Annotated in this window: 23 protein-coding genes, 1 pseudogene and 2 riboswitches; of the genes and pseudogenes, 10 read left to right on the top strand and 14 right to left on the bottom strand. The window is 36.7% G+C overall.

What is annotated here, in order from left to right; genetic code table 11:
- Window positions 1-69: 69 nt before the first annotated feature.
- Window positions 70-333, bottom strand: coding sequence for a hypothetical protein (locus MKY06_RS02645; protein WP_013055249.1), 264 nt, complete (start codon window positions 331-333; stop codon window positions 70-72).
- 127 nt (window positions 334-460) lie between these two features.
- Between MKY06_RS02645 and MKY06_RS02640 the strand changes: the two genes are divergently transcribed.
- Window positions 461-1,603: an AI-2E family transporter gene (locus MKY06_RS02640; RefSeq protein ID WP_013055248.1), complete on the top strand. Its 1,143-nt coding sequence runs from the start codon at window positions 461-463 to the stop codon at window positions 1,601-1,603.
- A gap of 35 nt (window positions 1,604-1,638) precedes the next feature.
- On the opposite strand, the gene MKY06_RS02635 is transcribed toward MKY06_RS02640, so the two are convergent.
- Entirely contained in the window at window positions 1,639-2,034 is a 396-nt protein-coding gene (locus MKY06_RS02635) for an SET domain-containing protein (protein ID WP_013055247.1), read from the bottom strand.
- A 360-nt stretch (window positions 2,035-2,394) separates the two neighbouring features.
- Here MKY06_RS02635 and rarD point away from each other — a divergent pair.
- Together rarD and MKY06_RS02625 are read left to right on the top strand one after the other, a co-directional pair.
- Window positions 2,395-3,279: pseudogene (gene rarD, locus MKY06_RS02630) on the top strand (EamA family transporter RarD); the annotation flags it as partial.
- Window positions 3,280-3,341: 62 nt separating this feature from the next.
- Window positions 3,342-4,112 (top strand): TatD family hydrolase, encoded by a 771-nt coding sequence (locus MKY06_RS02625; RefSeq protein WP_013055245.1) that lies wholly within the window; start codon window positions 3,342-3,344, stop codon window positions 4,110-4,112.
- A gap of 32 nt (window positions 4,113-4,144) precedes the next feature.
- Here MKY06_RS02625 and MKY06_RS02620 read toward each other — a convergent pair whose 3' ends face one another.
- A complete protein-coding gene (locus MKY06_RS02620) occupies window positions 4,145-4,282 on the bottom strand; it encodes a lmo0937 family membrane protein (protein WP_013055244.1) in 138 nt (45 codons plus the stop codon).
- Between the two features lie 193 nt (window positions 4,283-4,475).
- On the opposite strand from MKY06_RS02620, the gene MKY06_RS02615 reads away from it, so the two are divergent.
- On the top strand, window positions 4,476-4,919 hold the full coding sequence (locus tag MKY06_RS02615) for a YfmQ family protein (RefSeq protein WP_013055243.1): 444 nt from the start codon (window positions 4,476-4,478) through the stop codon (window positions 4,917-4,919).
- Window positions 4,920-5,443: 524 nt separating this feature from the next.
- On the opposite strand, the gene MKY06_RS02610 is transcribed toward MKY06_RS02615, so the two are convergent.
- The 5 genes from MKY06_RS02610 to MKY06_RS02590 all read right to left on the bottom strand — a co-directional run bounded on the left by MKY06_RS02610 (window position 5,444) and on the right by MKY06_RS02590 (window position 9,998).
- Window positions 5,444-5,971, bottom strand: coding sequence for a GNAT family N-acetyltransferase (locus tag MKY06_RS02610; protein ID WP_025601941.1), 528 nt, complete (start codon window positions 5,969-5,971; stop codon window positions 5,444-5,446).
- 69 nt (window positions 5,972-6,040) lie between these two features.
- Window positions 6,041-7,582, bottom strand: a complete 1,542-nt coding sequence (gene nikA / locus MKY06_RS02605; protein WP_025601716.1) for a nickel ABC transporter substrate-binding protein — start codon at window positions 7,580-7,582, stop codon at window positions 6,041-6,043.
- 142 nt (window positions 7,583-7,724) lie between these two features.
- A riboswitch (cobalamin riboswitch) is annotated at window positions 7,725-7,916 on the bottom strand.
- A gap of 2 nt (window positions 7,917-7,918) precedes the next feature.
- On the bottom strand, window positions 7,919-8,923 hold the full coding sequence (gene ftsZ / locus MKY06_RS02600) for a cell division protein FtsZ (protein WP_013055240.1): 1,005 nt from the start codon (window positions 8,921-8,923) through the stop codon (window positions 7,919-7,921).
- Window positions 8,924-9,282: 359 nt separating this feature from the next.
- Window positions 9,283-9,672, bottom strand: a complete 390-nt coding sequence (locus tag MKY06_RS02595) for a tautomerase family protein (RefSeq protein ID WP_014461740.1) — start codon at window positions 9,670-9,672, stop codon at window positions 9,283-9,285.
- Window positions 9,673-9,839: 167 nt separating this feature from the next.
- Window positions 9,840-9,998 carry a hypothetical protein gene (locus tag MKY06_RS02590; protein WP_013081614.1) on the bottom strand — a complete coding sequence of 53 codons (159 nt, stop codon included), beginning with the start codon at window positions 9,996-9,998 and terminating at the stop codon, window positions 9,840-9,842.
- A 260-nt stretch (window positions 9,999-10,258) separates the two neighbouring features.
- Between MKY06_RS02590 and MKY06_RS02585 the strand changes: the two genes are divergently transcribed.
- Window positions 10,259-11,212, top strand: coding sequence for a TRM11 family SAM-dependent methyltransferase (locus tag MKY06_RS02585; protein WP_013055237.1), 954 nt, complete (start codon window positions 10,259-10,261; stop codon window positions 11,210-11,212).
- Between the two features lie 36 nt (window positions 11,213-11,248).
- Here MKY06_RS02585 and rluF read toward each other — a convergent pair whose 3' ends face one another.
- Window positions 11,249-11,956 (bottom strand): 23S rRNA pseudouridine(2604) synthase RluF, encoded by a 708-nt coding sequence (rluF, locus tag MKY06_RS02580; RefSeq protein ID WP_025601719.1) that lies wholly within the window; start codon window positions 11,954-11,956, stop codon window positions 11,249-11,251.
- A 339-nt stretch (window positions 11,957-12,295) separates the two neighbouring features.
- Between rluF and MKY06_RS02575 the strand changes: the two genes are divergently transcribed.
- A complete protein-coding gene (locus MKY06_RS02575; RefSeq protein WP_013055235.1) occupies window positions 12,296-12,871 on the top strand; it encodes a TetR/AcrR family transcriptional regulator in 576 nt (191 codons plus the stop codon).
- Window positions 12,872-12,892: 21 nt separating this feature from the next.
- Window positions 12,893-14,329, top strand: a complete 1,437-nt coding sequence (locus tag MKY06_RS02570) for a DHA2 family efflux MFS transporter permease subunit (RefSeq protein ID WP_025601721.1) — start codon at window positions 12,893-12,895, stop codon at window positions 14,327-14,329.
- 470 nt (window positions 14,330-14,799) lie between these two features.
- Here MKY06_RS02570 and MKY06_RS02565 read toward each other — a convergent pair whose 3' ends face one another.
- Together MKY06_RS02565 and MKY06_RS02560 are read right to left on the bottom strand one after the other, a co-directional pair.
- A complete protein-coding gene (locus MKY06_RS02565) occupies window positions 14,800-15,249 on the bottom strand; it encodes a hypothetical protein (RefSeq protein ID WP_025601723.1) in 450 nt (149 codons plus the stop codon).
- Window positions 15,250-15,685: 436 nt separating this feature from the next.
- Window positions 15,686-16,174 carry a QueT transporter family protein gene (locus MKY06_RS02560; protein ID WP_029320702.1) on the bottom strand — a complete coding sequence of 163 codons (489 nt, stop codon included), beginning with the start codon at window positions 16,172-16,174 and terminating at the stop codon, window positions 15,686-15,688.
- A 9-nt stretch (window positions 16,175-16,183) separates the two neighbouring features.
- A riboswitch (PreQ1 riboswitch) is annotated at window positions 16,184-16,228 on the bottom strand.
- Window positions 16,229-16,424: 196 nt separating this feature from the next.
- On the opposite strand from MKY06_RS02560, the gene MKY06_RS02555 reads away from it, so the two are divergent.
- The 3 genes from MKY06_RS02555 (at window position 16,425) to MKY06_RS02545 (ending at window position 18,652) form a co-directional block, all read left to right on the top strand.
- Window positions 16,425-16,835: an Lrp/AsnC family transcriptional regulator gene (locus tag MKY06_RS02555; RefSeq protein WP_013055230.1), complete on the top strand. Its 411-nt coding sequence runs from the start codon at window positions 16,425-16,427 to the stop codon at window positions 16,833-16,835.
- A 382-nt stretch (window positions 16,836-17,217) separates the two neighbouring features.
- Window positions 17,218-18,084, top strand: a complete 867-nt coding sequence (locus MKY06_RS02550; RefSeq protein WP_013055229.1) for a YitT family protein — start codon at window positions 17,218-17,220, stop codon at window positions 18,082-18,084.
- Between the two features lie 349 nt (window positions 18,085-18,433).
- Complete coding sequence (locus MKY06_RS02545; protein WP_013055227.1) at window positions 18,434-18,652, top strand: hypothetical protein; 219 nt, start codon at window positions 18,434-18,436, stop codon at window positions 18,650-18,652.
- A 255-nt stretch (window positions 18,653-18,907) separates the two neighbouring features.
- On the opposite strand, the gene MKY06_RS02540 is transcribed toward MKY06_RS02545, so the two are convergent.
- The 3 genes from MKY06_RS02540 to iolE form a co-directional block, all read right to left on the bottom strand.
- Complete coding sequence (locus MKY06_RS02540; protein WP_013055226.1) at window positions 18,908-19,696, bottom strand: 5-deoxy-glucuronate isomerase; 789 nt, start codon at window positions 19,694-19,696, stop codon at window positions 18,908-18,910.
- Window positions 19,697-19,830: 134 nt separating this feature from the next.
- Window positions 19,831-20,856, bottom strand: coding sequence for a LacI family DNA-binding transcriptional regulator (locus tag MKY06_RS02535; protein ID WP_013055225.1), 1,026 nt, complete (start codon window positions 20,854-20,856; stop codon window positions 19,831-19,833).
- A gap of 60 nt (window positions 20,857-20,916) precedes the next feature.
- Window positions 20,917-21,813 carry a myo-inosose-2 dehydratase gene (gene iolE / locus MKY06_RS02530; protein WP_013055224.1) on the bottom strand — a complete coding sequence of 299 codons (897 nt, stop codon included), beginning with the start codon at window positions 21,811-21,813 and terminating at the stop codon, window positions 20,917-20,919.
- Window positions 21,814-21,867 lie beyond the last annotated feature (54 nt).

Here is a 21,867-nt window from a genome sequence, read left to right as displayed (position 1 = left end):
CTAAATTGCTTATTGTCAACATAATTCAGCAAAAAGATAGGGCAATATATTCAGAGCATAATAAAGACATTAACTTGGATTTTGTTCATGTTCCTCTGGGTTATCATGTACAGGATGCGCGCCTGGAAATAATCTTTGCGCTTTTTCATGAAGATTTTTGTTTTCATAATTAAATGCGCTATACGTTCGCTGCCCTTCTTCCCATGAAGTAGATTTCCCAAGTTTTTGATTAACAGGAGAGCCGAAAGGACCGTCTGGAAATTCTTCAGCGGTTATATACTCGTGGCTTTTTTCTACTGTAGAGAAATCATCATACGGTTTGTGTTCTTTCAATGATTTCACCCCTTCTTTCTAGAAGATTTTCTACTAGTATGCACACTTCTTTGTAAAAAACCCTCTTAAATTAGTCTAAATCAGGGTATGATAACTATACATTTATTTTTTAAAGGAGTTGAACAGCTTGGAACCTAGACCTCAGAAAGGAACTTTTTTCCGAGAAAAAATCTTAAATAATAAATTTGTTGTATATACAATTATTATTTTTATTCTCAGCATGACTATTTTTTCGTTATCAAAAATCGGATTTATTTTAATTCCTATCTCTATTTTTATTAAAACAATCGCACTGCCGATTATCTTAGCAGGAATTTGCTTTTATTTATTTAATCCGCTTGTTGACTTTTTAGAACGAAAAGGTGTAAAACGAATTATTTCCATTCTTGTTTTATACATAGTGATTATCGGCGCATTAGCCATTATTATTTCCTCGGTTATTCCGCCTCTAAAAAATCAAGTTGACCGTCTTATTGATAATATCCCAGAGCTGACGCATGACGTTCAGCATGCGGTGACGAATCTTTCAAATAACCGATATGTCGAGCAGGGTCTTCAGTCGGCCAACACGGACCTAGACAAGCTTTCAAAAGATGCTTCCAAACACTTGAGTAAATATGTTTCTGGATTTTCAAGCGGTATCGTTAATTTTGTCGGAACCATCACAGAAATAATATTATCGGTTGCCGTTTTACCCTTTATTCTTTTTTACTTGTTGAAAGATGGAAAAAATCTTCCTAATTACATTGTGAAGCTGCTTCCAAATCGTTCTCGTTCTGAGGCTAAGTTTATTTTAGCCGATATGAATCATGCACTAAGCGCATATATTCGCGGGCAAATTTTCGTTGCAATTTGTATAGGTGTACTGCTTTTCATTGGCTATCTGATTATTGGATTAGACTATGCATTACTTTTAGCGATTATCGCCATGGTAACCAATGTTGTGCCTTACCTTGGTCCTATTATCGCCATCATACCAGCAATTATTATTGCGTTTATTACCTCTCCTTTCATGCTTGTAAAACTAGCCATTGTCTGGGCAGTTGTTCAATTGCTTGAAGGTAAAGTAATATCTCCGCAAATTATGGGAAGAAGCCTAGACATTCACCCGATTACAGTCATTTTTGTCATTCTAACCGCCGGAAACTTATTCGGAATCATCGGTATTATTTTAGCCGTCCCTGGATATGCCGTTTTAAAAGTTATTATTACGCATATTTATCAATTCATCCGTTTGAATTCTACTATGTATCCAGATAAAAAAGCATAATAAAAAGCCCATCGATTTTCGATGGGCTTAACTTTTTACTTTTGTTCTTCTTCATCTTCACGATCAAACCAAAGGAGCTCTTGATCATCTTCATCTCCATTATAGTTGATGAGAATTTCTTCTCCTGCTTGGATATCCGTATATGCATAAAAATCAAAGGTATGATTGTCAAAATTAATTTCATACGTAGCATTGGGTGTATACGAGTGATTAAACAGCATACCGTATCCCAAAAGAATAGCCGTATGATTCACTCCATATTCAAAAGCATAATCCGCTAGTGTTGTTTTCTCAATAAAATCATGCTCTTTATTAGGATAAGCGATAACAGGAGCTTCGTGAATAAGCGTTCCTTTTTTAATATCTTGCTTAGCAAATACACCTCTATTAAATTCTCCGTCGCTTATCGCAGACACTTTTATTTCGATCATATTCGTCACCTATATATTCTTTCCTCTAAGATTTTTTTCTTCCTTAAGCTTGACAGTTTCTAATGGGGAAATCAACTGTTTTTCATAACCACTTGAATATAAGCTGAAGGAGCGCTTATCATGCACACTTGTGTAAGCACTTACCTTGTTAGAAACATGCAATTTGATTTTATTTTAGACATGGAAAAGCAATGACCTTGCGCATAGCGCTTTTTTGAGCCATTCAACATGTGAAGAATCGTTTTTCTCTGTGATATAATCGTTTATGCTGTTTTTTTATGTTAATCTATCACTCTTACTACCAAATTTATCTCATGTTAGAAAGAAGGTTTTAAATGAACTTAAGATGGTGTAACGTATGCAGTCCTTTCTTATCTTATGTGGGGGCTTACGCCAATTTATTGGAAGCTGGTTCACCACGTAGCACCAGGGGAGCTTTTAGCTCAGCGCGTTTTTTGGTCTTTTATTTTTATGCTTATTCTTTTATTGATAACAAAGAAATGGCGTACATACATTACGTTTGTAAAAGAAATAATGAAAAAACCATCCTTATTCTGGTCCCTTTTTACTGCGTCTGTACTTATTAGTGCAAATTGGGGCATTTTTATGTGGGCTGTCATTGATGGAAAAATAGTAGAAGCGAGCCTTGGACAATATATTAATCCCCTAACAAGTGTTTTATTAGGTGTTATTGTCTTAAAAGAGAGATTAAGCGGAGCTCAAATTTTTGCATTTATACTAGCAGGGATCGGCGTATTAACACTCAGTCTTCATTATGGTGTTGTTCCTTGGATTTCGCTTAGTTTAGCTCTTACTTTCGGATTATATGGTTTGGCAAAGAAAAAGATTAAAGCTGATTCGACAATCGGATTAACTCTTGAAACGATGGTCATCTCCCCTATTTCATTAGCATACATAGGCTACCTCACGTTTCAATCACACTTGCAGTTTTTTGATTCTTTTTCAACAAGTCTTTTATTAATGGGAAGTGGAATGGTCACAGCTCTACCACTCTTATTATTCACAAAAAGTGCTAAAAAAGTATCATTATCAATGCTTGGTATTCTTCAATATATTTCACCAACCTTATCTCTGCTAGCAGGAGTAATTCTATACCATGAATCGCTAACAAAAGCTCATGTTATTGCTTTTAGTTTTATTTGGTTAGCTCTTATTGTTTATACGTTTTCATCTATTACTAAATGGGGGAACAAAAAACACATAAAAAATAAGATGGAAGCCTAACAGAAGCATACATTTTCTTACGTATTATTTCTAAACAAATTGGGCTGAAAGGAGCGATACTTATGAAACAAATCATTGACGCTCATATTCACCTCGATCAATATGAACCGAAAAGCTGGAAGGACATAATAGAGAAGGATCCTTCGTTACAAGCGCTTATTTCTGTATCTTCCACATTACAGTCTTGCCAACTTAATCAAAAAATCAGCCAATTGTATTCCTGTGTGAAACCCGCCTACGGATTTCATCCTGAACAAATACTGCCTTCTTCAAATGAATTAGCGGAGCTGTTTGCCTGGATTGATCAAAACAATGAAGAAATGATAGCTGTTGGTGAGGTTGGTCTACCTTATTACTTAAATCAGACTTATACTCTTTCTCTAGAGCCCTATTTGGAGCTGCTTGAAGCTTTTATTATTCATTCAAAAAAGTGGGGAAAACCGTTAATTCTTCACGCTGTATATGAAGACGCTGAAATTGTGTGTGACTTACTAGAAAAACATTCCGTGTCTAAAGCTCACTTCCACTGGTTCAAAGGAGCTAAAAAAACCGTTGAACGAATGAAAAACAACGGTTACTATATTTCAGTTACACCTGATATTGTATATAAGCCTAAAATCCAAGCGCTTGCCATGGAATACCCTCTTGACTACTTGATGGTCGAAACAGATGGTCCGTGGCCATTTGAAGGACCTTTTCAAAACCAGACAACGGTTCCATCAATGATACATCAGTCCGTTGAGGAAATAGCACGTCTCAAAGGAGTTTCTGGAACGGAAGCATATGATTTTTTATATCAAAATACGTCTTGTTTTTATAATCTCTCCACATAAAAGGCCTTTCCCTAAGGAAAGGCCTTTTATATCTAAATTCGTTTCACAAGTTTTACGATTAGCACAATCACTGCAATGACAAGAAGAATGTGAATGATGCCGCCGCCAATATGAAAAACTAATCCTAATAACCAAAAAATAAATAAAAGTCCAATAATCGTCCACAACATAATTTTTTCTCCTTTTTTATATGTAGTATTTGTTATAATTCTATATTTCCCTAAATGTGCATAAATAAACGCATTTCATATACATCTTTTCACTAAGGAAGGTTCACATAATGTACAAAAAGTACTCATGTTCTCTGTGGTAAAATAAGTATGTAATCTTATTTCATTTAAACTATAGCGGAGATGATTAACTATGACGTGGATTGTATTACTTTCCATCATTCTTGTAAGTGCACTCAAAATATTAGTAACGTGTCTTCCAACTCCAGTGGTCAAATGGCTTATGACTAAATTTCAATTACATCCAACACTTGATGATCAAAATGTTACTGTCACAGTTGATGGGAAACATTTAGAAGGCAAAGACAAAATGCAAGTGATTGATTATTTTAATAAAGCAACATTTTTAAAACAATATTATGTCCATGAAGGAAATAAGGACTATTATAAACACCTAGAAGACAGTGAAACTCCACTGGTTATCGATACGAAAAAAGGAAAAAAAGATGTTCGATTATGCGTATACAGTTATGATGATCATGTCGATGTCGTAAAACAGTATAAAAAGAAAATTATTGCTTACAGCCTGCTGTCTGATCACCTTCAAAAGCAGTCCATAACAGCTGACCTAGCTTAAACCAGTCGCCTATAAGGCGGCTTTTTTAGTTTTAGGTTGAAGCTATCTTATTTAAAAATTCCAAACTTTAACATTAATTCTAATGCTATAATATAAATTAATTGGTTGAAGTAGATTTCGGCGAGCATCAAAAGTTTCTTTTCAAGTGGGCCTTTTGGACAACTATTGTCATGACAATTACAGCCATTTTAACAAATGCTATTTCCCTTTAGAGTCCTACCATAAAAAAGGAAGCCGACTACCATAAGGCAATCGGCTCACACATGTAGGATATTGATTTAACACTAACAAAGTACAACACAACACTAGTAATTATATAATATATTTCATTATTTTGAAAGCGATTTCATATATATTTTCAAAAATATTTTGTTATTTGTTTTTCATAGAAAAAAACCACGTTTCAGCCAATTCGAAACGTGGTTCTTTTCTGTAAGGACTTGCCCTACAGGCTATAAATGTAAGTACGTTCATTATAGCATGAGCTCTTATCTAGATTCCATGGTAATTACTGTATAATATCGTTACATTACGACCGGTTGTATTTTTCTGTCCATATGCAGCGTATTCCATGGCTCATCCTGTTCAGCAAGCCTTCCGATAAAACCTTGTGAAATCCAGAATGGGATAGCCCCCGGTAAAAAAGGATGAGTATGCAGATACAACGTGTCATAAAAATGATTTTGAGCAAATTGTTCCACTTCCTTTAACAGCTGCTGTCCAATGCCTAGACGCCGGTATGCTGGATCGACATAGCATTTTACAATCTCGGCTGCAGTTTTATGTTCATATCGCTTTTTTAATGCATGAAACCTTCCATCGTAAGCGTATAAACCAATTGTTCCAATTACTTGTTGATTTTCCGTGACAGCTGCAAAAAAAGCAGCGCCTTTCGCTTGAACATAATGTTCATTAAAATGAAGCAAATCCACAGAAAGCTGATTTTTTTCCAGCATAGGAAATAGCTCATTCCGCATATTCATGACAAACTGAATCACTTCAGCATCCTTTTCTTTTACTTCTTTAATTTGATACATTTGTACTTCTTGCACGTTTACTGTCACATCCTTTTATCTATCATTGTATCCTTTCTCTTTTTCCTATAGGAACAACAATATTGACTATGGCGTTACGTCTAAATGCTGAGTCAGCATATAATACTCGCTTGGATTTGTTGTCCAGTTTTTCACTTTTTGATTATAAGCAACAACAATGTTTGGATGTACAATCGATGACGTCAGCATTTCCCCATTAATCAAAGCGGTTGCTTGCTTGGCTAGCTGATCTCGTTTTGCGTCATCTACTGTTGAATTTAACTGTTCTATCATTTTTGTTAGCGTATCGTCATTAATCCGGCTAGCATTTAAACCACCGCCCGGCAAATAGTTCGTGCTTAAATAATAGCTGGCATCCCCTCTAGGTGCTGTGATAAGGCTGTACAATGCTAAATCCCAATCATCTTTTGCCATTACATATTCATCGCTGTCTTCAACTAGGTGAATCTTAATATTAATTCCTAACTCTTTCGCATTAGACTGTATAAGCTGAGCAATCAAAGGAAGTTCTGGCAATGAGCTGTATGTGACAAGAGAGAGGGATAATGGCTTTCCATTTTTGATTACTTTGCCATTTTTGAGTTGATAGCCTGCTTTCTCTAAATATTTTTTAGCATATGCTATTCCTTTTGTCTCACTAGCAGTATTATCAGCAAAAGGAAATTGGGGTAAAAATGGACCTCGAGCCGCTGCCGCTTGATTGTTCATTATGCTGCTGACAATTTCTTTTCGGTTCAGTAAGGTATCGATAGCTTTTCTTACAGTTTCGTCTTTTAATGCGTCATTGGTTTGATTATAAAGCAATAAATGAGTACGCACACTAGGTACTCCACTTACTTTGAAAGACGAATTCGCTTGTAAAGTGCTCAAGCTTTCTAAAGGCGGGCGATAAATAATATCGGCTGTCCCGGACTGAAGAGCCGCAACTCGCGCATTAGCATCTTCGTTAAATGCAAAGATCGCATTTTTCAATTTTACTTTCCCATTCCAATAATGTTCATATCTTTCTAACTTCACTTGATTTCCTTGATCGAAAGTCAAAACGTGAAATGGCCCTGTGCCAATGGGCTTCTTAGCTATACTAGAAACATCAACATCTATAATAGCTGTGTTTGGATGCACTAACTCAGAAGGAAATTTAGGCATTGGTTCTTTTAATGTAATTGTCAGCGCATGACCGTTCGCTTTCATTTCTTTAATATTTAAAGCGTTTTTCATCGCATAACTTTGATCTATCGTTCTTTGAAGAGAAGACTTAACGGCATTTGCATCTAGCGCTTTGCCATTTTGAAACGTAATGTTCTTTCTTATCGTAAATGTCCACGTAAGACCGTTATCTTTCGTTTCCCACTTTTCAGCAAGCCAGGGCTTTATTTTTAAATCATTGCTGATTTTAACAAGCGTCTCCCCTACTCCCGCACGAACTGCTGTATAATTATCATCCGTATGAGGATCAAGCGTTGCAGATGTAAAATTAAATAAAAACGTCACACTTTTATCCGTTTTCTTTCTTTCTTTTATACTTATGCTCTCTTCATTAGGAGCGCAAGCAGTGAGGCAAAGTACCACAAGAAATATCATAGATACGAGTTTTTTATTATTTATCATTGATTTTTCCACCTTCTATTTTAATACACAAAAAAGCACTTCTAAAAAGAAGTGCTTGTCTTCACAACAAATTCAGATAAACGTATCCCTTGTTTATCCTATTTTTGGTTCTGCCAAAACACCTCCCTATCCTCGTAGGTTATTGTGTGCTGCGATTTATGGCAGGTCTCCTGGCTTCAAGTCACTGCCTTATACCGCCTTCCCGTCTCTAAATAGACAGTGGCTTTTTTGACATAAGGCTCCTTGTTACAGTGGCGGGACCGCTCCGGATTTGCACCGGATTCCCTTTTAAGGCAATTGAAAAACAATTGCCACCATAAAAGCTGGTTATTTAATTTAGTAGCGTGCTCTTGAAACTCTAGAAGTAGAAGCTGATGGTGAAACATCTTCATCATCAAATCCAGTGGCAATAACGGTTACCATCATTTCGTCCTTTAAATCTTCATTGATCACGGACCCAAAAATCATATTTAAGTCCTGATCAGAAGCAGACGTGACAATATCTGCTGCTTCCTGTACTTCGTAAAGACTCAAGCTGCTGCCGCTCGTAATGTTCAACAGCACGCCTCTTGCTCCATCAATCGATGCATCTAGCAGCGGACTAGAAATCGCTTTTTTCGCTGCTTCAATTGCCCGGTCTGATCCGGAAGCTCGTCCGATACCCATAAGCGCAAATCCTTGATTAGACATGATGGTTTTTACATCAGCAAAGTCAAGGTTAATCAGCCCCGGAACAGCGATTAAATCTGAAATACCTTGAATACCTTGGCGAAGAACATTATCTGCTTCACGGAATGCTTCAAGCATAGGCGTCTTTTTATCGACAATTTCAAGCAAGCGGTCGTTTGGAATCACAATAAGGGTATCTACCGATTCATTCATCGCAGTAATACCGCCTACTGCTTGCTTCGTACGTTTATTTCCTTCAAACTTGAACGGGCGAGTGACTACTCCAATTGTTAAAGCATTTAGTTCACGGGCAATTTGGGCAATAACCGGAGCTGCTCCAGTACCGGTTCCTCCGCCCATGCCAGCTGTTACGAATACCATATCTGCGCCTTGCAGTACTTCTTGAATTTGTTCTCTGCTTTCTTCGGCTGCTTCTCTTCCCACTTCTGGATTAGCTCCTGCACCTAATCCTCGCGTTAAGGCCGCACCAATCTGCATTTTCACATCTGCTTTAGATAAGTTAAGCGCCTGAGCATCCGTATTAACGGCGATAAATTCTACTCCTTGTACACCGTGTTCAATCATACGGTTAACGGTGTTATTTCCTCCACCGCCGACCCCAATTACTTTAATTCGCACTAGTGGCGATACATCTGCATCAAATCCAAACATTCTAAGTTCCTCCTCAATGATCAAAATTACTTTCTCTTATTATCCGAAAAAACACGTGAAGAACCTTTTACTCCTATGTTTAACGCGTAACTGTTCTTTTGTTTTACAGATTTTATACACTTCTCTTTTAACCTTTAAATCTTTACATCTTTATGTAAATTTATTGTTGTTCTAAAATTAGTACGCCGAACTCTTTTATGGTTTTTCCACTCAAAATGGCATATAAGCTTATTGTATCATTCATTTGACAGATGTCTGTATTTAATTTTGAGTAAGATGTGACTAAGAGAATAATATTTTTATAGACAAAATGAGAAAAAGCCCTTAGAAATAAGGGCTTCTCTAGATAATAAACCGTTTTATAATTTCCCAGTTAAGAATTGAGCTTCTCCCATGCCAAAGCTCCAGTCAGCATTACCGTTTTCAACAATCGAAATCATAATGTCGTTTGGCTGAATGCCGCAGCTCTCTCCAAGCTCTTTTACAATTAATCTGTAAAGAGCTTGCTTTTGCTCTTCTGTCCGCTGTTTACTCGTTACACTTATAATAACCAAATCCTTGCTTCTCTCAAAGCCAAGACCTGTATCTTCAATAATCATTTCATGAGCAGGATGCTGATGTACAATTTGATAACGGTCGCGCTCCGGGACGCCAAAGGCTTCTAGCATCGCTCGGTGAGTAGCGTCTAGTAATGTTTTTAACTCTTTTTCATCTCTTCCTTCTATTACATCAAATCTAAGTAATGGCATACTAAGTAACCTCCAGCTTTTTGTCTAATGTATTATTGCTTCATCATATCACAACTATCATTTGTTAAAAAAAGATATGCTATTCACAATGTGCTCTCTAGTGAAAGAGACCTCAAACGCTTCAATAAAAGCTGAACCTAATAAAAAGAAATGAGCAACATAACGGCTCATTTCATTAGTACAAAAATATTTATAATAAGAGCTAAAATACATACAGATACAATGGCAATGAGTACGTTCATCACAAGGTTTTGCGAGGATGTTTTGGCTTGTTTTTTCATATCAGCCCGACTCATCTGTTGCTTTTCATGATCACTTTTAGACATCACGTAGCCTCTCCTATTCATCAAAATGTCAGCAGTGTGTAAATGATTTTTGAGAAACCTTGATCCAGTTCTTTTGTATAGACAGCAGCACATGCAGGTTATCACCAGTTATTTTAGCATGTTTTGTCAAATAAGTGGACTATGTAGCGCTTCAATTTAGTATTCACGGGCAAATATATTTAAATTCGTTGCTTTTCTCTTCTTTTCTCGCTATTGTTTGAGAAGAAGGATAATTAGATACGATAAAGGATGATACGATATTGAATAACCATACGCAGCTGCCTCAGTATATCTACACATACGCATGCAGCGAAGAGGAACTCTCACTATGTCAATTAGAGAGACGCTCTCTTTTTGAAATTGAAACTGAGAAACCTATCATAAAAAGTGCCGTTAAAATTGATCCAAGCAGAAGCCCTTTTATCAAAGAGCGATTAGATATTATGTATGAATCAGATGACCTTGCAGATATTTGTAAACAAGTAGAAGATATTGACCTTGGAGACAAAACATTTAAACTCATTTTCATGAAAATTAATGACTTGGAAAAAGATCAAAAAATAAGTTATAAAGGTCAGCGTGCTATTGAACGTGATGTGGGTTGGCATTTTGTAGCAGAAGCAGACTTGCATAACCCTGACCATTTGTTTGGCATTGTTCCATTTGAAGGACGCTGGTATTTTGGGAAATATCAAAAAAGCGAAGCGGTATGGCTGCATCATTTGAAGAAACCGCGTGAATACTCTACAGCACTCAGTACCCGCCTTGCAAGAGCTGTAGCTAACATTGCCGTTCCAAACCCTGAAGGAATCAAAGCGATTGATCCATGCTGCGGTATCGGTACAGTCCTTGTAGAAGCCCTTTCAATGGGCATTGATATTGTAGGACGCGATATCAATCCACTTGTGACCGACGGATCTCGTGAAAATATTGCACATTTCGGCTTAAGCGGTGATGTCAAAACTGGACCGATTTCAGATGTTACAACTCACTATGATGTAGCTATCATCGACATGCCTTACAATCTCTACACCCACGCGACGCCTGAAGATCAGCTTTCTATTTTAAAACACGCTCGCCGCTTTGCGGATAAAGTAGTCGTGATTACAGTAGATACGATCGACCATATGATTCATGAAGCTGGCTTTTCTATTTCAGATCGCTGCGTAGCGCGCAAAAGCGTATTTTCTAGACAAGTAGTTGTATGCGAATAAAAAAGACACCAGTCTAACAGGCTGGTGTCTTTTTATTTACCACTCTTTAGGTTCATAGTCTAATTCTTTGAATAGCTGCGTACGCTCTTTTTTCGTTAAATCTCTCCATTGCCCAACAGGTAAGTTGTTTAAATGGATATTCATAATACGCGTGCGCTGAAGGCGGTATACTTCATATCCGAGCACTTCACACATACGGCGAATTTGACGATTTAAACCCTGTGTTAAAATAATTTGAAACTCATACTTAGACAGCTGTGTCACTTCACAAGGAAGCGTTTTTGTGCCTAAAATTTTTACTCCCTCAGACATGTTTTTGATAAACTCTGGTGTAATTGGCTTATCTACTGCAACAATATATTCTTTTTCATGCTTGTTTTCTGCACGTAAAATTTCATTAATAATATCGCCGTCATTTGTAAGTAAAATTAAGCCGTCTGAATCCTTATCAAGTCGTCCAACGTGGTGAATACGCAAAGGGTGATTGACTAAATCAATGATGTTTCCCTTTACTTTTTTTTCACTCGTACTTGTAATGCCGACTGGTTTATTAAGCGCAATATATACATTATTTCGAGCAATCCGAAGCTGTTGGCCGCTTACTCGAATATCATCGCCAGGCTTAACTTGATCTCCGACTTTTGCAACCTTTCCATTAACGGTTACTCTTCCTTCACTAATTAACTTATCTGCCCCGCGTCTTGACGCCTTTCCAGATTCGCTAATAAATTTATTCAGTCTCAGGTGAATCACAACCTTACATTTAAAAATTTTAAAATTTGTCTCTTCTATTAGAAACAGACATATGCCAATTTCTATACCGTCCCTATCGTAACATGCTATACGCTTCTCGTCTGCTTTTAATTTCATTACTTAATCATATTTTTTTAACAGTAATAGAAGTATAGCTCCAAAATACTTTGTAACCTTATTCTTAACATTTCAATCAATGCTTACACCTGTGAAGCTTGCATCAATCTTCACTTATATACAAGACCTAGACGTCTGGATTGACTGATCAGTATAGAGTTGCTACTATTATACTGACCGATCAACTAGTAATTATATCAGGGAGCTGTTTTCATGGAACCAACCAATTCAAAAGAAAAAATTTTAAGCGCAGCTGCTAAACTTTTTCGCAAAAAAGGCTATCACGCCACCAGTCTAAGTCAAATTACAAAAGAAAGCAGCGCTCCGAGAGGATCTATTTATTATTATTTTCCGGATGGAAAACAACAGTTAGCAAAAGAAGCTATTCAAAAAACGGGAGAAAGAGTCAAAGCTTATATCGAAAAATCCCTCGCTTCTCATGAAGATGCCGCGGCAGCTATTCAATATCATATAAAAATGATGGCTGATCGAATGTTTGAACAAGTGGAAAATGAAGCGGATATCTCTCTCGCTGCTATGTCGAGTGAAGTATGGTCATCAAACGAAACGCTTCGTATGGCCTGTGAAGACGTGTATAACGAGTGGGAGCAAGTTTATGCAGATAAGTTAGTTTGTTCAGGTTATGAACAAGAGGAAGCAAGACAGCTAGGTTCAGCTATACAGTCTTGGATTGAAGGTGCTTATACTCTTTCATTAACTAAAAATAGTACAGTCCCTATGCAAATTGCAGCTGACCAAATTGGTAAGCTGTTTGCAAACAAAAATTAATTTAGTAAAAGGAGGTCACTTATGACACAAACAGAAGAAAAAATGAGTACACAAAGTAAGCTTATCCTTTTCATTTTGATTCTAGGAAATTTTTTATGCTTAATTAGTGAAACGGTAATGAACGTGGCCTTGCCAAGTATCATTTCAGATTTTCACATTAGAACGAGCTCAGCTCAGTGGTTAACTACCGGATATATGCTTGTAATCGGCATCTCTGTTCCGGTGTCTGCTTTCTTAACTCAACGATTCACATTAAGACAGCTGTTTGTGACGGCTATGAGCTTTTACTTAATTGGGTCCTTCATTGGATTTATCACTCCATGGTTTTCTCTGCTTTTTGTGGGCCGTATGATTCAAGCATTAGGGACAGGCATTATTTTACCTCTTGTGATGAGCACAATGTTAACACTCGTGCCTGTTAGCAAACGCGGCACCGTAATGGGGATTTTTAGCGTAGCTATTTTATTTGCACCGGCAATAGGACCGGTTCTTTCAGGATTAATTATTCAATATTATTCGTGGCGAATTATATTTCTAGGTCTTTTAATTGCAGCGGCGCTTATTTTCCTATTTGCTCTTTTCAAGCTCAGTAACGTTTCTGAAACATCTAAACCAACAATTCATATCCCATCTGTGATTCTTTCTACAATTGGGTTTGGAGGAGTTGTTTATGGATTTAGCGCAGCTGGTGAAGAGACGGGATGGAGTAATCCTATCGTATGGCTTACGCTCATAATTGGCGTCATAGCTCTTGCTTTATTTGTCAGACAGCAAAGCAAGCTGAATTCTCCTATGATTAATATGAAGCCTTTTAGATCGTCTGTGTTTTCAAGATCGATTTTCTTAATGTTTCTTATTATGATGATTCAGTTTTCAATGATGTTAATTTTGCCGCTATATTTCCAAACGGCTGCGGGACTGTCTCCTTTGCAAACAGGGTTTCTTATGCTTCCAGGCGGCGTAACGCTGGCTCTAACAGCTATGGTGGGAGGACGTTTGTTTGACAAAATTGGATTTAAACCGCTGCTTTTAACGGGCTTAGTCCTTTTAACAATTATCTTAAGTTTGTTCACTACTATTTCAAGCGGAACAAACACGAAGACTGCAGCCATCTTATACGCAGCCTTTACAATTGGCGTAGGTTTAAGCATCGGGCCCGTGATGACGCTTGCTTTAAATCAAGTACCAAAACCGCTTCATGCTCACGGTTCAGCTATTTCAAATACGATTAACCAAGTTTCAGGCGCGATTGGACCCGCTTTGTATACAAGTATTATGACCATGGCTTCTCAGCACTTTATTCAACAATCAAATGAAACGAATAAAACGCTGTTACAAATAAAAAGTATGACAAGCGGGGTTCATACCGTCTATTATGTAGCCATCGCTTTCGCCGTCGTTTCGTTCCTGCTCGCTCTTACGTTAAAGAAAAAAGACCAGCAGCTTGAAACACAATAAGTAAGAAACTGATAAGAGCTGCTCACAATTTGAGCAGCTTTTGTTACATGCAGAATTTATATTATAAATGTAAGAGCAATCATAGATACTATTAAAACAAGGATAACAATACTTTTCTTTCTATCTTCCATGCTTCAATAGCGCCCACGACACCACCAATGACTAAAATAAAAGTACCTATAACGTGCAGAGGCAGCAGAGATAACAGCTTGCAGCTTGCCTAAACTCGCTATAACTCCTCCGGTCAATATAAATCCTGTTGTTACAATAGATTTTACAGATGTTAAGTCTCTTATAGCTTCTTTTTTTCAGTTTTACTCAGTTTAAAGTAATCTACTATACTAAAAACAGCGGGTGTTCCCTATAAAATAAAGAAGCTAATCAATCTATCGGTGTCTACACTCACTGTTCATTCACCATCTTTATCAATCCCTTACGCTCAGTTCCACCATTTAACAAATAGTTATATATTATTCTTGCTTCAAGGATCCTCCAAAAGAAAATTGATGGTAGTCATCAAGCTTATTCCAATACCCTATGCACTTTACGTCAGGCTCATCAATAGCTAACGCTGCTTTATTAGTTCCTTTATAAGGAAGAAATGCCGTTAACTTAACCTTTTGTTTTGGCTTGATATTTAATTTATTTCCTTCTGCTAACACCTTAAATTTATTATCAGAATAACCGTTTTTCATTTTTAAAGGATACGATAAAAATACATTATTTTGTTTGATGGTCAAATCGCTCTTGTTTACTAATTCCATTTCATATGAAATCCCTTGCTTCATTTTTTGTTCTTTGATTACGTTAATACTTATCTTTTCTAGTTCTCTTAAAGGAACGTTGTCTTCTTCTTTTGAACACCCGGCAAATAAGATGACTAACGCTAATAAAACAAGAATTCCTAACTTTCTATTCAAAAAATAATCCCCTCTCTAGTAACAAAGGTTATTTTACAATCATAACTCAAAAAAGTTATTTAATGGTAAAAATACAATTAAAAAAGCAAACCGTCATCGGTCTGCTTTTTTAATTGCTACGCATAGGTAATGTGTTGTTGTGCGAAAAACTTTTCGATAAGGAGTTTGCCAACTATATGTATATCGTAACAAAAGAAAAAAGAATGCGCTGTGAGATTTGTCACTCCTTGTTTCAAAATAATCTAACCGGATACTTCCTATTGTCTTAAGCAAAAAGAGCAGAACGCAAACGCGATCTGCTCTTTTTACATGCTAGATATGGGTAATTTGTCCATGCGTGAAAAGCTCTTCAATAAATAAGGGGTTTATCACTACACCTATAGAATAACAAAGAAAAAAAGATGTGGCTGTGAGATTTATCACAGCCGCATCTTTTTTATTCAACTAGCTTGTTAAATTGTACACGTTTATTAATTGCCGCCATAATTGGTGCTCCTACAAGCATAACAATGAACTCACCAACAGCCGTTGTTAACCATGTAAAGAAAAATGGTAAATCAAATGCTAAGTGCAGTTCAAACGCAATAATAAACATCGTGAACGTAAATACAAGTGTATTAACAAGCATACGAGCCCACATATTTTTAATGTAGCGCATAGAAAAAATGGTAATGAGTAATGATAGCACGGATTGTCCTACCCCAAACACCAGATCATAAGCGACCATTGGTGAAAAAAACAAATTCGTCAGAAATACTCCTAGCACAATGCCGTACACGTACTTTTTATTAAACACAATTAAGTGATTGAACATTTCCGATATACGAAATTGGATATTGGTGAAGCCAAACGGCTGAATTAACATGCTGACAGCAATATACATAGCAGCTAAAAGACCGTTGACGCAAAGTGTTCTTATATTCATCTTACTATTCTCTCCTTAGTTTTTTAACGTGGGATGGTTACGAACCACGTAAACACTCAAAGAATCATACAGCAAGCTTAAGCTTTCGTCAATCTAGCTGTTTACAAACTACTGCCGGTTTCTATATCTTGCATATTGACTGCTCTTTTTTCTTACTTTTCTTTAGTATAAAATAAAAGACGTATCAGTATACATAGGTGACATCAAGTAGTTAACCCTTTTGATTTGAAATACGAAAGGATTTGTAGCGATGTTAGACAATACAGATAAGCGCATACTAGAAGAGCTATCAAAAAATGGACGTATAAAGATGAAAGAATTAGGAGAAAAAGTGCATTTAACCGGACAAGCCGCTTCTGCTAGAGTATTAAAGTTAGAAGATGAAGGCATTATCAAAGACTATACAATTAACATTGATGAACGAAAACTCGGCTACATCATCCATGCATTTTTAAATATCTATACGCAGAGCATTCATCATCACCCCTACCTTACATTTTTAGAAAGTCAGCAGGAGTACGTTATCAACAACTTTAAAATCAGCGGCGATGGCTGCTACTTATTAGAATGCAAATTTCATTCAAATGAAGAACTAAATGATTTTTTGACAGAGCTAAATCAGCATGTGAATTACAAACTTTCAATCGTCATTAACAAATAAATTTTTTTAAAAAATAAAGGTATATTAATTTATGAAAATGGTAATCCTAATAACGTATTCCCCCTATTCCAATAAATTTGAAAATCCTTTGCGCCATTGCAAAGGATTCTTTTTTTATGTAGGAAACCGCCTTCTATTTTTTGAAAAGTTGAACATCTCTCACAGCGTTGACATAGCGGTCAGAGGTTTATATAATCGGTGACATCGAAGCATAGAAAAGCAGGATCAAGACCTATACACGTATCGTAATTCTTCGTCTTAGAAGTTGATCAGTTTTATAACTAGACAATTTCTAAGACGTTTTTTATTTCATTATTTGTGAAACACTAGTAAAAACAAGATTCCACGTGAAAATATCCTAATAATCAAGGAGGTTTGTATATTGAAAACAATCTATAAAGACATCATCTTAATTATTGTTGGAGCACTTTTAGTTGCTGCATCCATTGATTTTTTCGTCATTCCAAATAAATTAGGTGACGGCAGTACAGTTGGTATTGCTCTTGTTTTATATTATTTATTTCATATCCCTACAAGTATCAGCACATTTCTTGTAAACCTTATATTTATTGCCTTAGCCTATAAATTTCTAACCAAAAAAACGATTCTTTATACGATTCTAGGAGCCGTCATGACGTCCGTTTTCCTCGGTCTAGTCAGCTATATTCCTTTTCACGTTCACGACATGATTTTAGGAATTGTATTCGGGGCTTTACTAATGGGAACAGGACTTGCTCTCATTTTTATCGCAGATGGATCTACCGGTGGAACAACTCTTTTAGCTTATTTATTAAACTATACAAAAGGCTATAATATTTCTAAAAGCATGTTCTATATGGACAGCGTCATTATTTTAGCATCGGTTTTTGCTATTGGCGTCAACAACACACTCTATACTTTTATATTCGTCTATCTTTGTGCCAAAATCGTAGATGTCGTTATTGAAGGTTTCCACAACAAAAAAGCAATGACGATTATGTCTGATCAATACAAAGACATAGCACAAGTCATCACCAGTGAATTTGGAAATGCAGCTACCATCTTTTACGGATATGGCTACTACGCCAACAAAGATAAACGTATTATTTACGTTGTTATTAAAAAGAACGAGTTATTAAAAATTAAAAAGAAAATCCAGCAAATTGACCCGAATTCTTTTATTGTCATCCACGAAGTAAAAGAAGTTGTCGGCGGAAAATTTGGATTTATCGGCAATTCGCCTCATGAAACAAAAGCCGCTGCTAAATAAAAAAATCCACCTCTTGGTGGATTTTTTTATGAAAAAACCGTTAAGAAAAACGAAAAGATACCTGCTAAAAAGTAAACAGACCCTAACGCAATTGCTCCTGTAACGACCGTAAATACACTTAATCCTATAGCCACCTTCATTTTCATCCACATCCCTTTTTAGATTAGTAGTATAAGTATGTCCAAGGATAGGAGATTTATAACTATGCCATCCTATTTATTTCATATATCGATGCAACAATTGTCTATTCAATGTGTTCTAAAACCACCCCTGACGACATAATGTATAGGAAGGATTTCATATACACATCTTTGTATCACACATATCATATGAAATTAGGTGAGATAAAATGGTGGCTGTCCACTTTTTTGAAAACAGAAAGCTTCTATTAAGCCAGCTGAGGGAAAACATTCCTTCTACGGGTGATGATTTAAAGATTAAAGGACGAAAAGGAACCGTCGTGCTTGTGAATGACATCGATGAAAAAAATGTTCACGTGGAAGTTGCTTTAGAAAAAGTAGTGAAAAAGAACTTAGCGTTAGATAACGCTAAAAAGAAAAGGAGATAAGCGGCTTACGCTTATCTCCTTTTCCTTTTAATTTATATACGAATCGTCTGTATCTTTTGCTTCAGTTTCCAAAAAAAAGAGACTCCTAAAAAGGAATCTGCAGCAAAGAGCGATATCATCGCCTGAATATTAATACAAGCTACATTTTAACATATAAAAACATATTTTACAAAAATAAACTATTATTTTACGCATAATTATTTTTCATTCGAGGTTTTTCAACATTTGAAACCCATTTCGTATAAAGATCTTTATTTATTTTTCAGGCCAAATTTTTGCATCCGGCTCTAATAACCACTTATGCTCTTCTTCCATAATACGGTCTGTCCACGGATTATTGTCGAGATGGCGAATCATCCAGCAGAAGTACATCGCATAGCCAGGAGCCGTTGCTTGAGGATGATCCAATTCACCAGGAATTGTAATAAAACTATTATCAACTACACGGTACGCATCTTCTCCAACCATTGCGCAGCCAAATCCTTGGGGCTTGTCAAAACGATAGTAATACACTTCGGGCTGGTCATGATGATGAGGCGGATAACTCGACCATCTTCCTGGATAAGAAATAACTTCTCCAATAACAAGGTTAGAGTAAGGAGCGTTATTGTAGTCAAAAATTGTTCGAATTACACGCTGAGCAGTACCTTCCCATACTCCTTCACCAGCCACTGTGTTTTGACAATCTTCAGGCGTATATAATTTTGATGAAAACTCTTTTTCATTATCCGTTTTTTGAATTAGCACTTCACTATCGGCAAGCCCGGTAATTTTAACCTCCACATTTTTTGAAACGTGCAAACACCAAGGCTCTTCTTCAAATAGGGACTGGCGCTGAATTTCTTTCGAATGGCCTTCCCACTCTAGCTTTACCTTTCCTTCTAGTAAAAGAATAGCCGTTTCACTGCTACTGTCTAGTAAAGTTTCCTCTTTTCCTTGGGCCATTTTATAAATCCCAATATCCATCAGCATATCTTTGTGCTGACCGGTCATTTCTGTAAGTACGTTGTATCCTTTATTTAATTCACCTAATTTACCTAACATGCTTAAATTCCTCCTTTATGTAGTAGCGCAATAAGAATTTACTAATTACTCATTTTTTCTTCATAGACTCTCTAAATTCTTTTGAATATGTGACTATGAGGATTTTTTATTAACGGCAATATTCTTGATTGTGTTCAATTATTTGTAGATGCTGTGGCTTCCCTTCGTAACGGAGCCGTTGATTTCCGAACAATCAATTTTGGCTCAAGAAGCAAATGTTCTTTATGCATCGCTGGATATTTCATTTCTCTAACCAGCAAATCCACTACGTTTACAGCCATTTCTTTTGTCGGCTGTGCTACCGTTGTCAACATGGGCGTGATGGTAGTAGAAAGAACCGTATTATCAAAGCCAATCACTGATAAGTCTTGCGGCACATCAATTTTGAGTTCCTTTGCGGCTTGCATAACGCCGATAGCCAGTAAATCGTTACAAGCAAAAATAGCCGTCACTTTCTCCTTCATTGAAAAAATTTGCTTAGCACTTTCATATCCTTTTTGAATACTTGCTTCGGTCGTAATAACGTGCTGAGGCGGCACGATGATTCCATTTTCTTGCATAACTTCTCGAAAAGCATCTAAACGGGCGTGATTACTTTTTGCATTTTCTGTAATAATCGCAATTTTTTTATGATGCAAAGACAGCAAATAATCAGTCGCTAAATAGCTCCCTTTGTAGTCATCCACTGTCACTGTATTAACGGATATGTGAGGAATTTCTGAAGCAATAACGCTAATCGGTATATCTTGCTTAAGCATATTTTTTAAAAGATTAGCATTGCGAAAAGCAGAAGCTACAATTAAACCGTCGATTCTCTGACGTATTAACAGCGATAGATATTTTTTCTCTTTTTCCGCATCGTTATCGGTATTGCACATTACAACATGGAAACCTCGCTCATGACTTCGGTCTTCTATGCTTCTTGCCAAATCGGCAAAAAAAGGGTTGGAGATGTCAGGTACGAGAAGCCCAATCGTTTTAGTGGGTTTTCCTGTTAAAGCAGATGCTACGACGCTTGGATGGTAATTCAACTGCGCCATAACCTCAATTACTTTTTGTCTTGTTCTTTCGCTAATATGACCGGTTTGATTGATGACTTTTGATACGGTAGAAATTGATACACCTGCTTCTTCAGCCACACTATAAATGGTTGGCTTCATTTCCTCTCCTCCTTTCCTTTCATAAACACATAAAAGGCGTAAAATCTTTTACAATGGAAATTAAAGACCGCTTTTTTCTTTAATAAAGTTTCTTGCTTTTAAAGCATATTCAAAAGGATTAGCAAGGGCTGGATCCTGTTCTGCTTCTACGACAAACCATCCGCTATAATCCGAAGTGGCAAGCGTAGTAAATACCTCATCAAATTCAATAGCTCCGTCACCTGGAACAGTAAAGGCTCCTTCTTTTACCGCTTGCAAGAAGCTCAAGTCTTGTTCTTTGACTCGATCAACTACTTCTTGACGAATATCCTTTAAATGAACATGCTTAATACGGTGCAGATATTTTTTTAAGATATAAAGAGGTTCTTCTCCTGAAAAGACAAGATGACCAGTATCAAATAGCAGCGAAACAAGCTCCGGATTGGTAAGCTCCATTAGCTGCTCAATTTCTTCTGTTGTTTGTACACCTGTGCCCATATGGTGATGATAGACAATATGCATATCTTTCTCTCGTGCTAGTTTCCCAAGATGGTGCAGGCCTTCTGCAAGTCTGTTCCACTCTTGCGATGTGAACACAGGCTTTTCTTTAAATAAAGGAACATCCAGCAGCCCTTGAATGCTGTGCCCTTGTTCAGACACAACAATTACTTTTGCTCCCATTTCGTATAAAAAATCGCGATGTTCAATAAATGGCGTCACCGTTTCTTCCAGCGGCTTTGTTGTTAAAAATGTACTAAACCAGGCACTTGCAATTTCCAAATTTCGAAGCGATAATGCCTTTTTTAAGATTGAAACATTTCGCGGATATTTATTTCCTACCTCACTTCCTTTAAAACCAGTTAAGGCCATCTCACTGATACACTGTTCAAATGTATTTTCAGCTCCTAGCTCAGGCATATCATCGTTTGTCCAACCAATTGGAGCAATCCCCAGTTTGACCGTATTTTCCTTGAACATCTCTTCCTCTCCCTTATATAAAATTAAAACCTCTTTTATATTTATCGAATGTTT

The organism is Priestia sp. FSL P4-0332, assembly GCF_038005845.1.
Lineage (GTDB): Bacteria > Bacillota > Bacilli > Bacillales > Bacillaceae_H > Priestia.
This window is presented reverse-complemented; position numbering and strand designations above follow the sequence as displayed.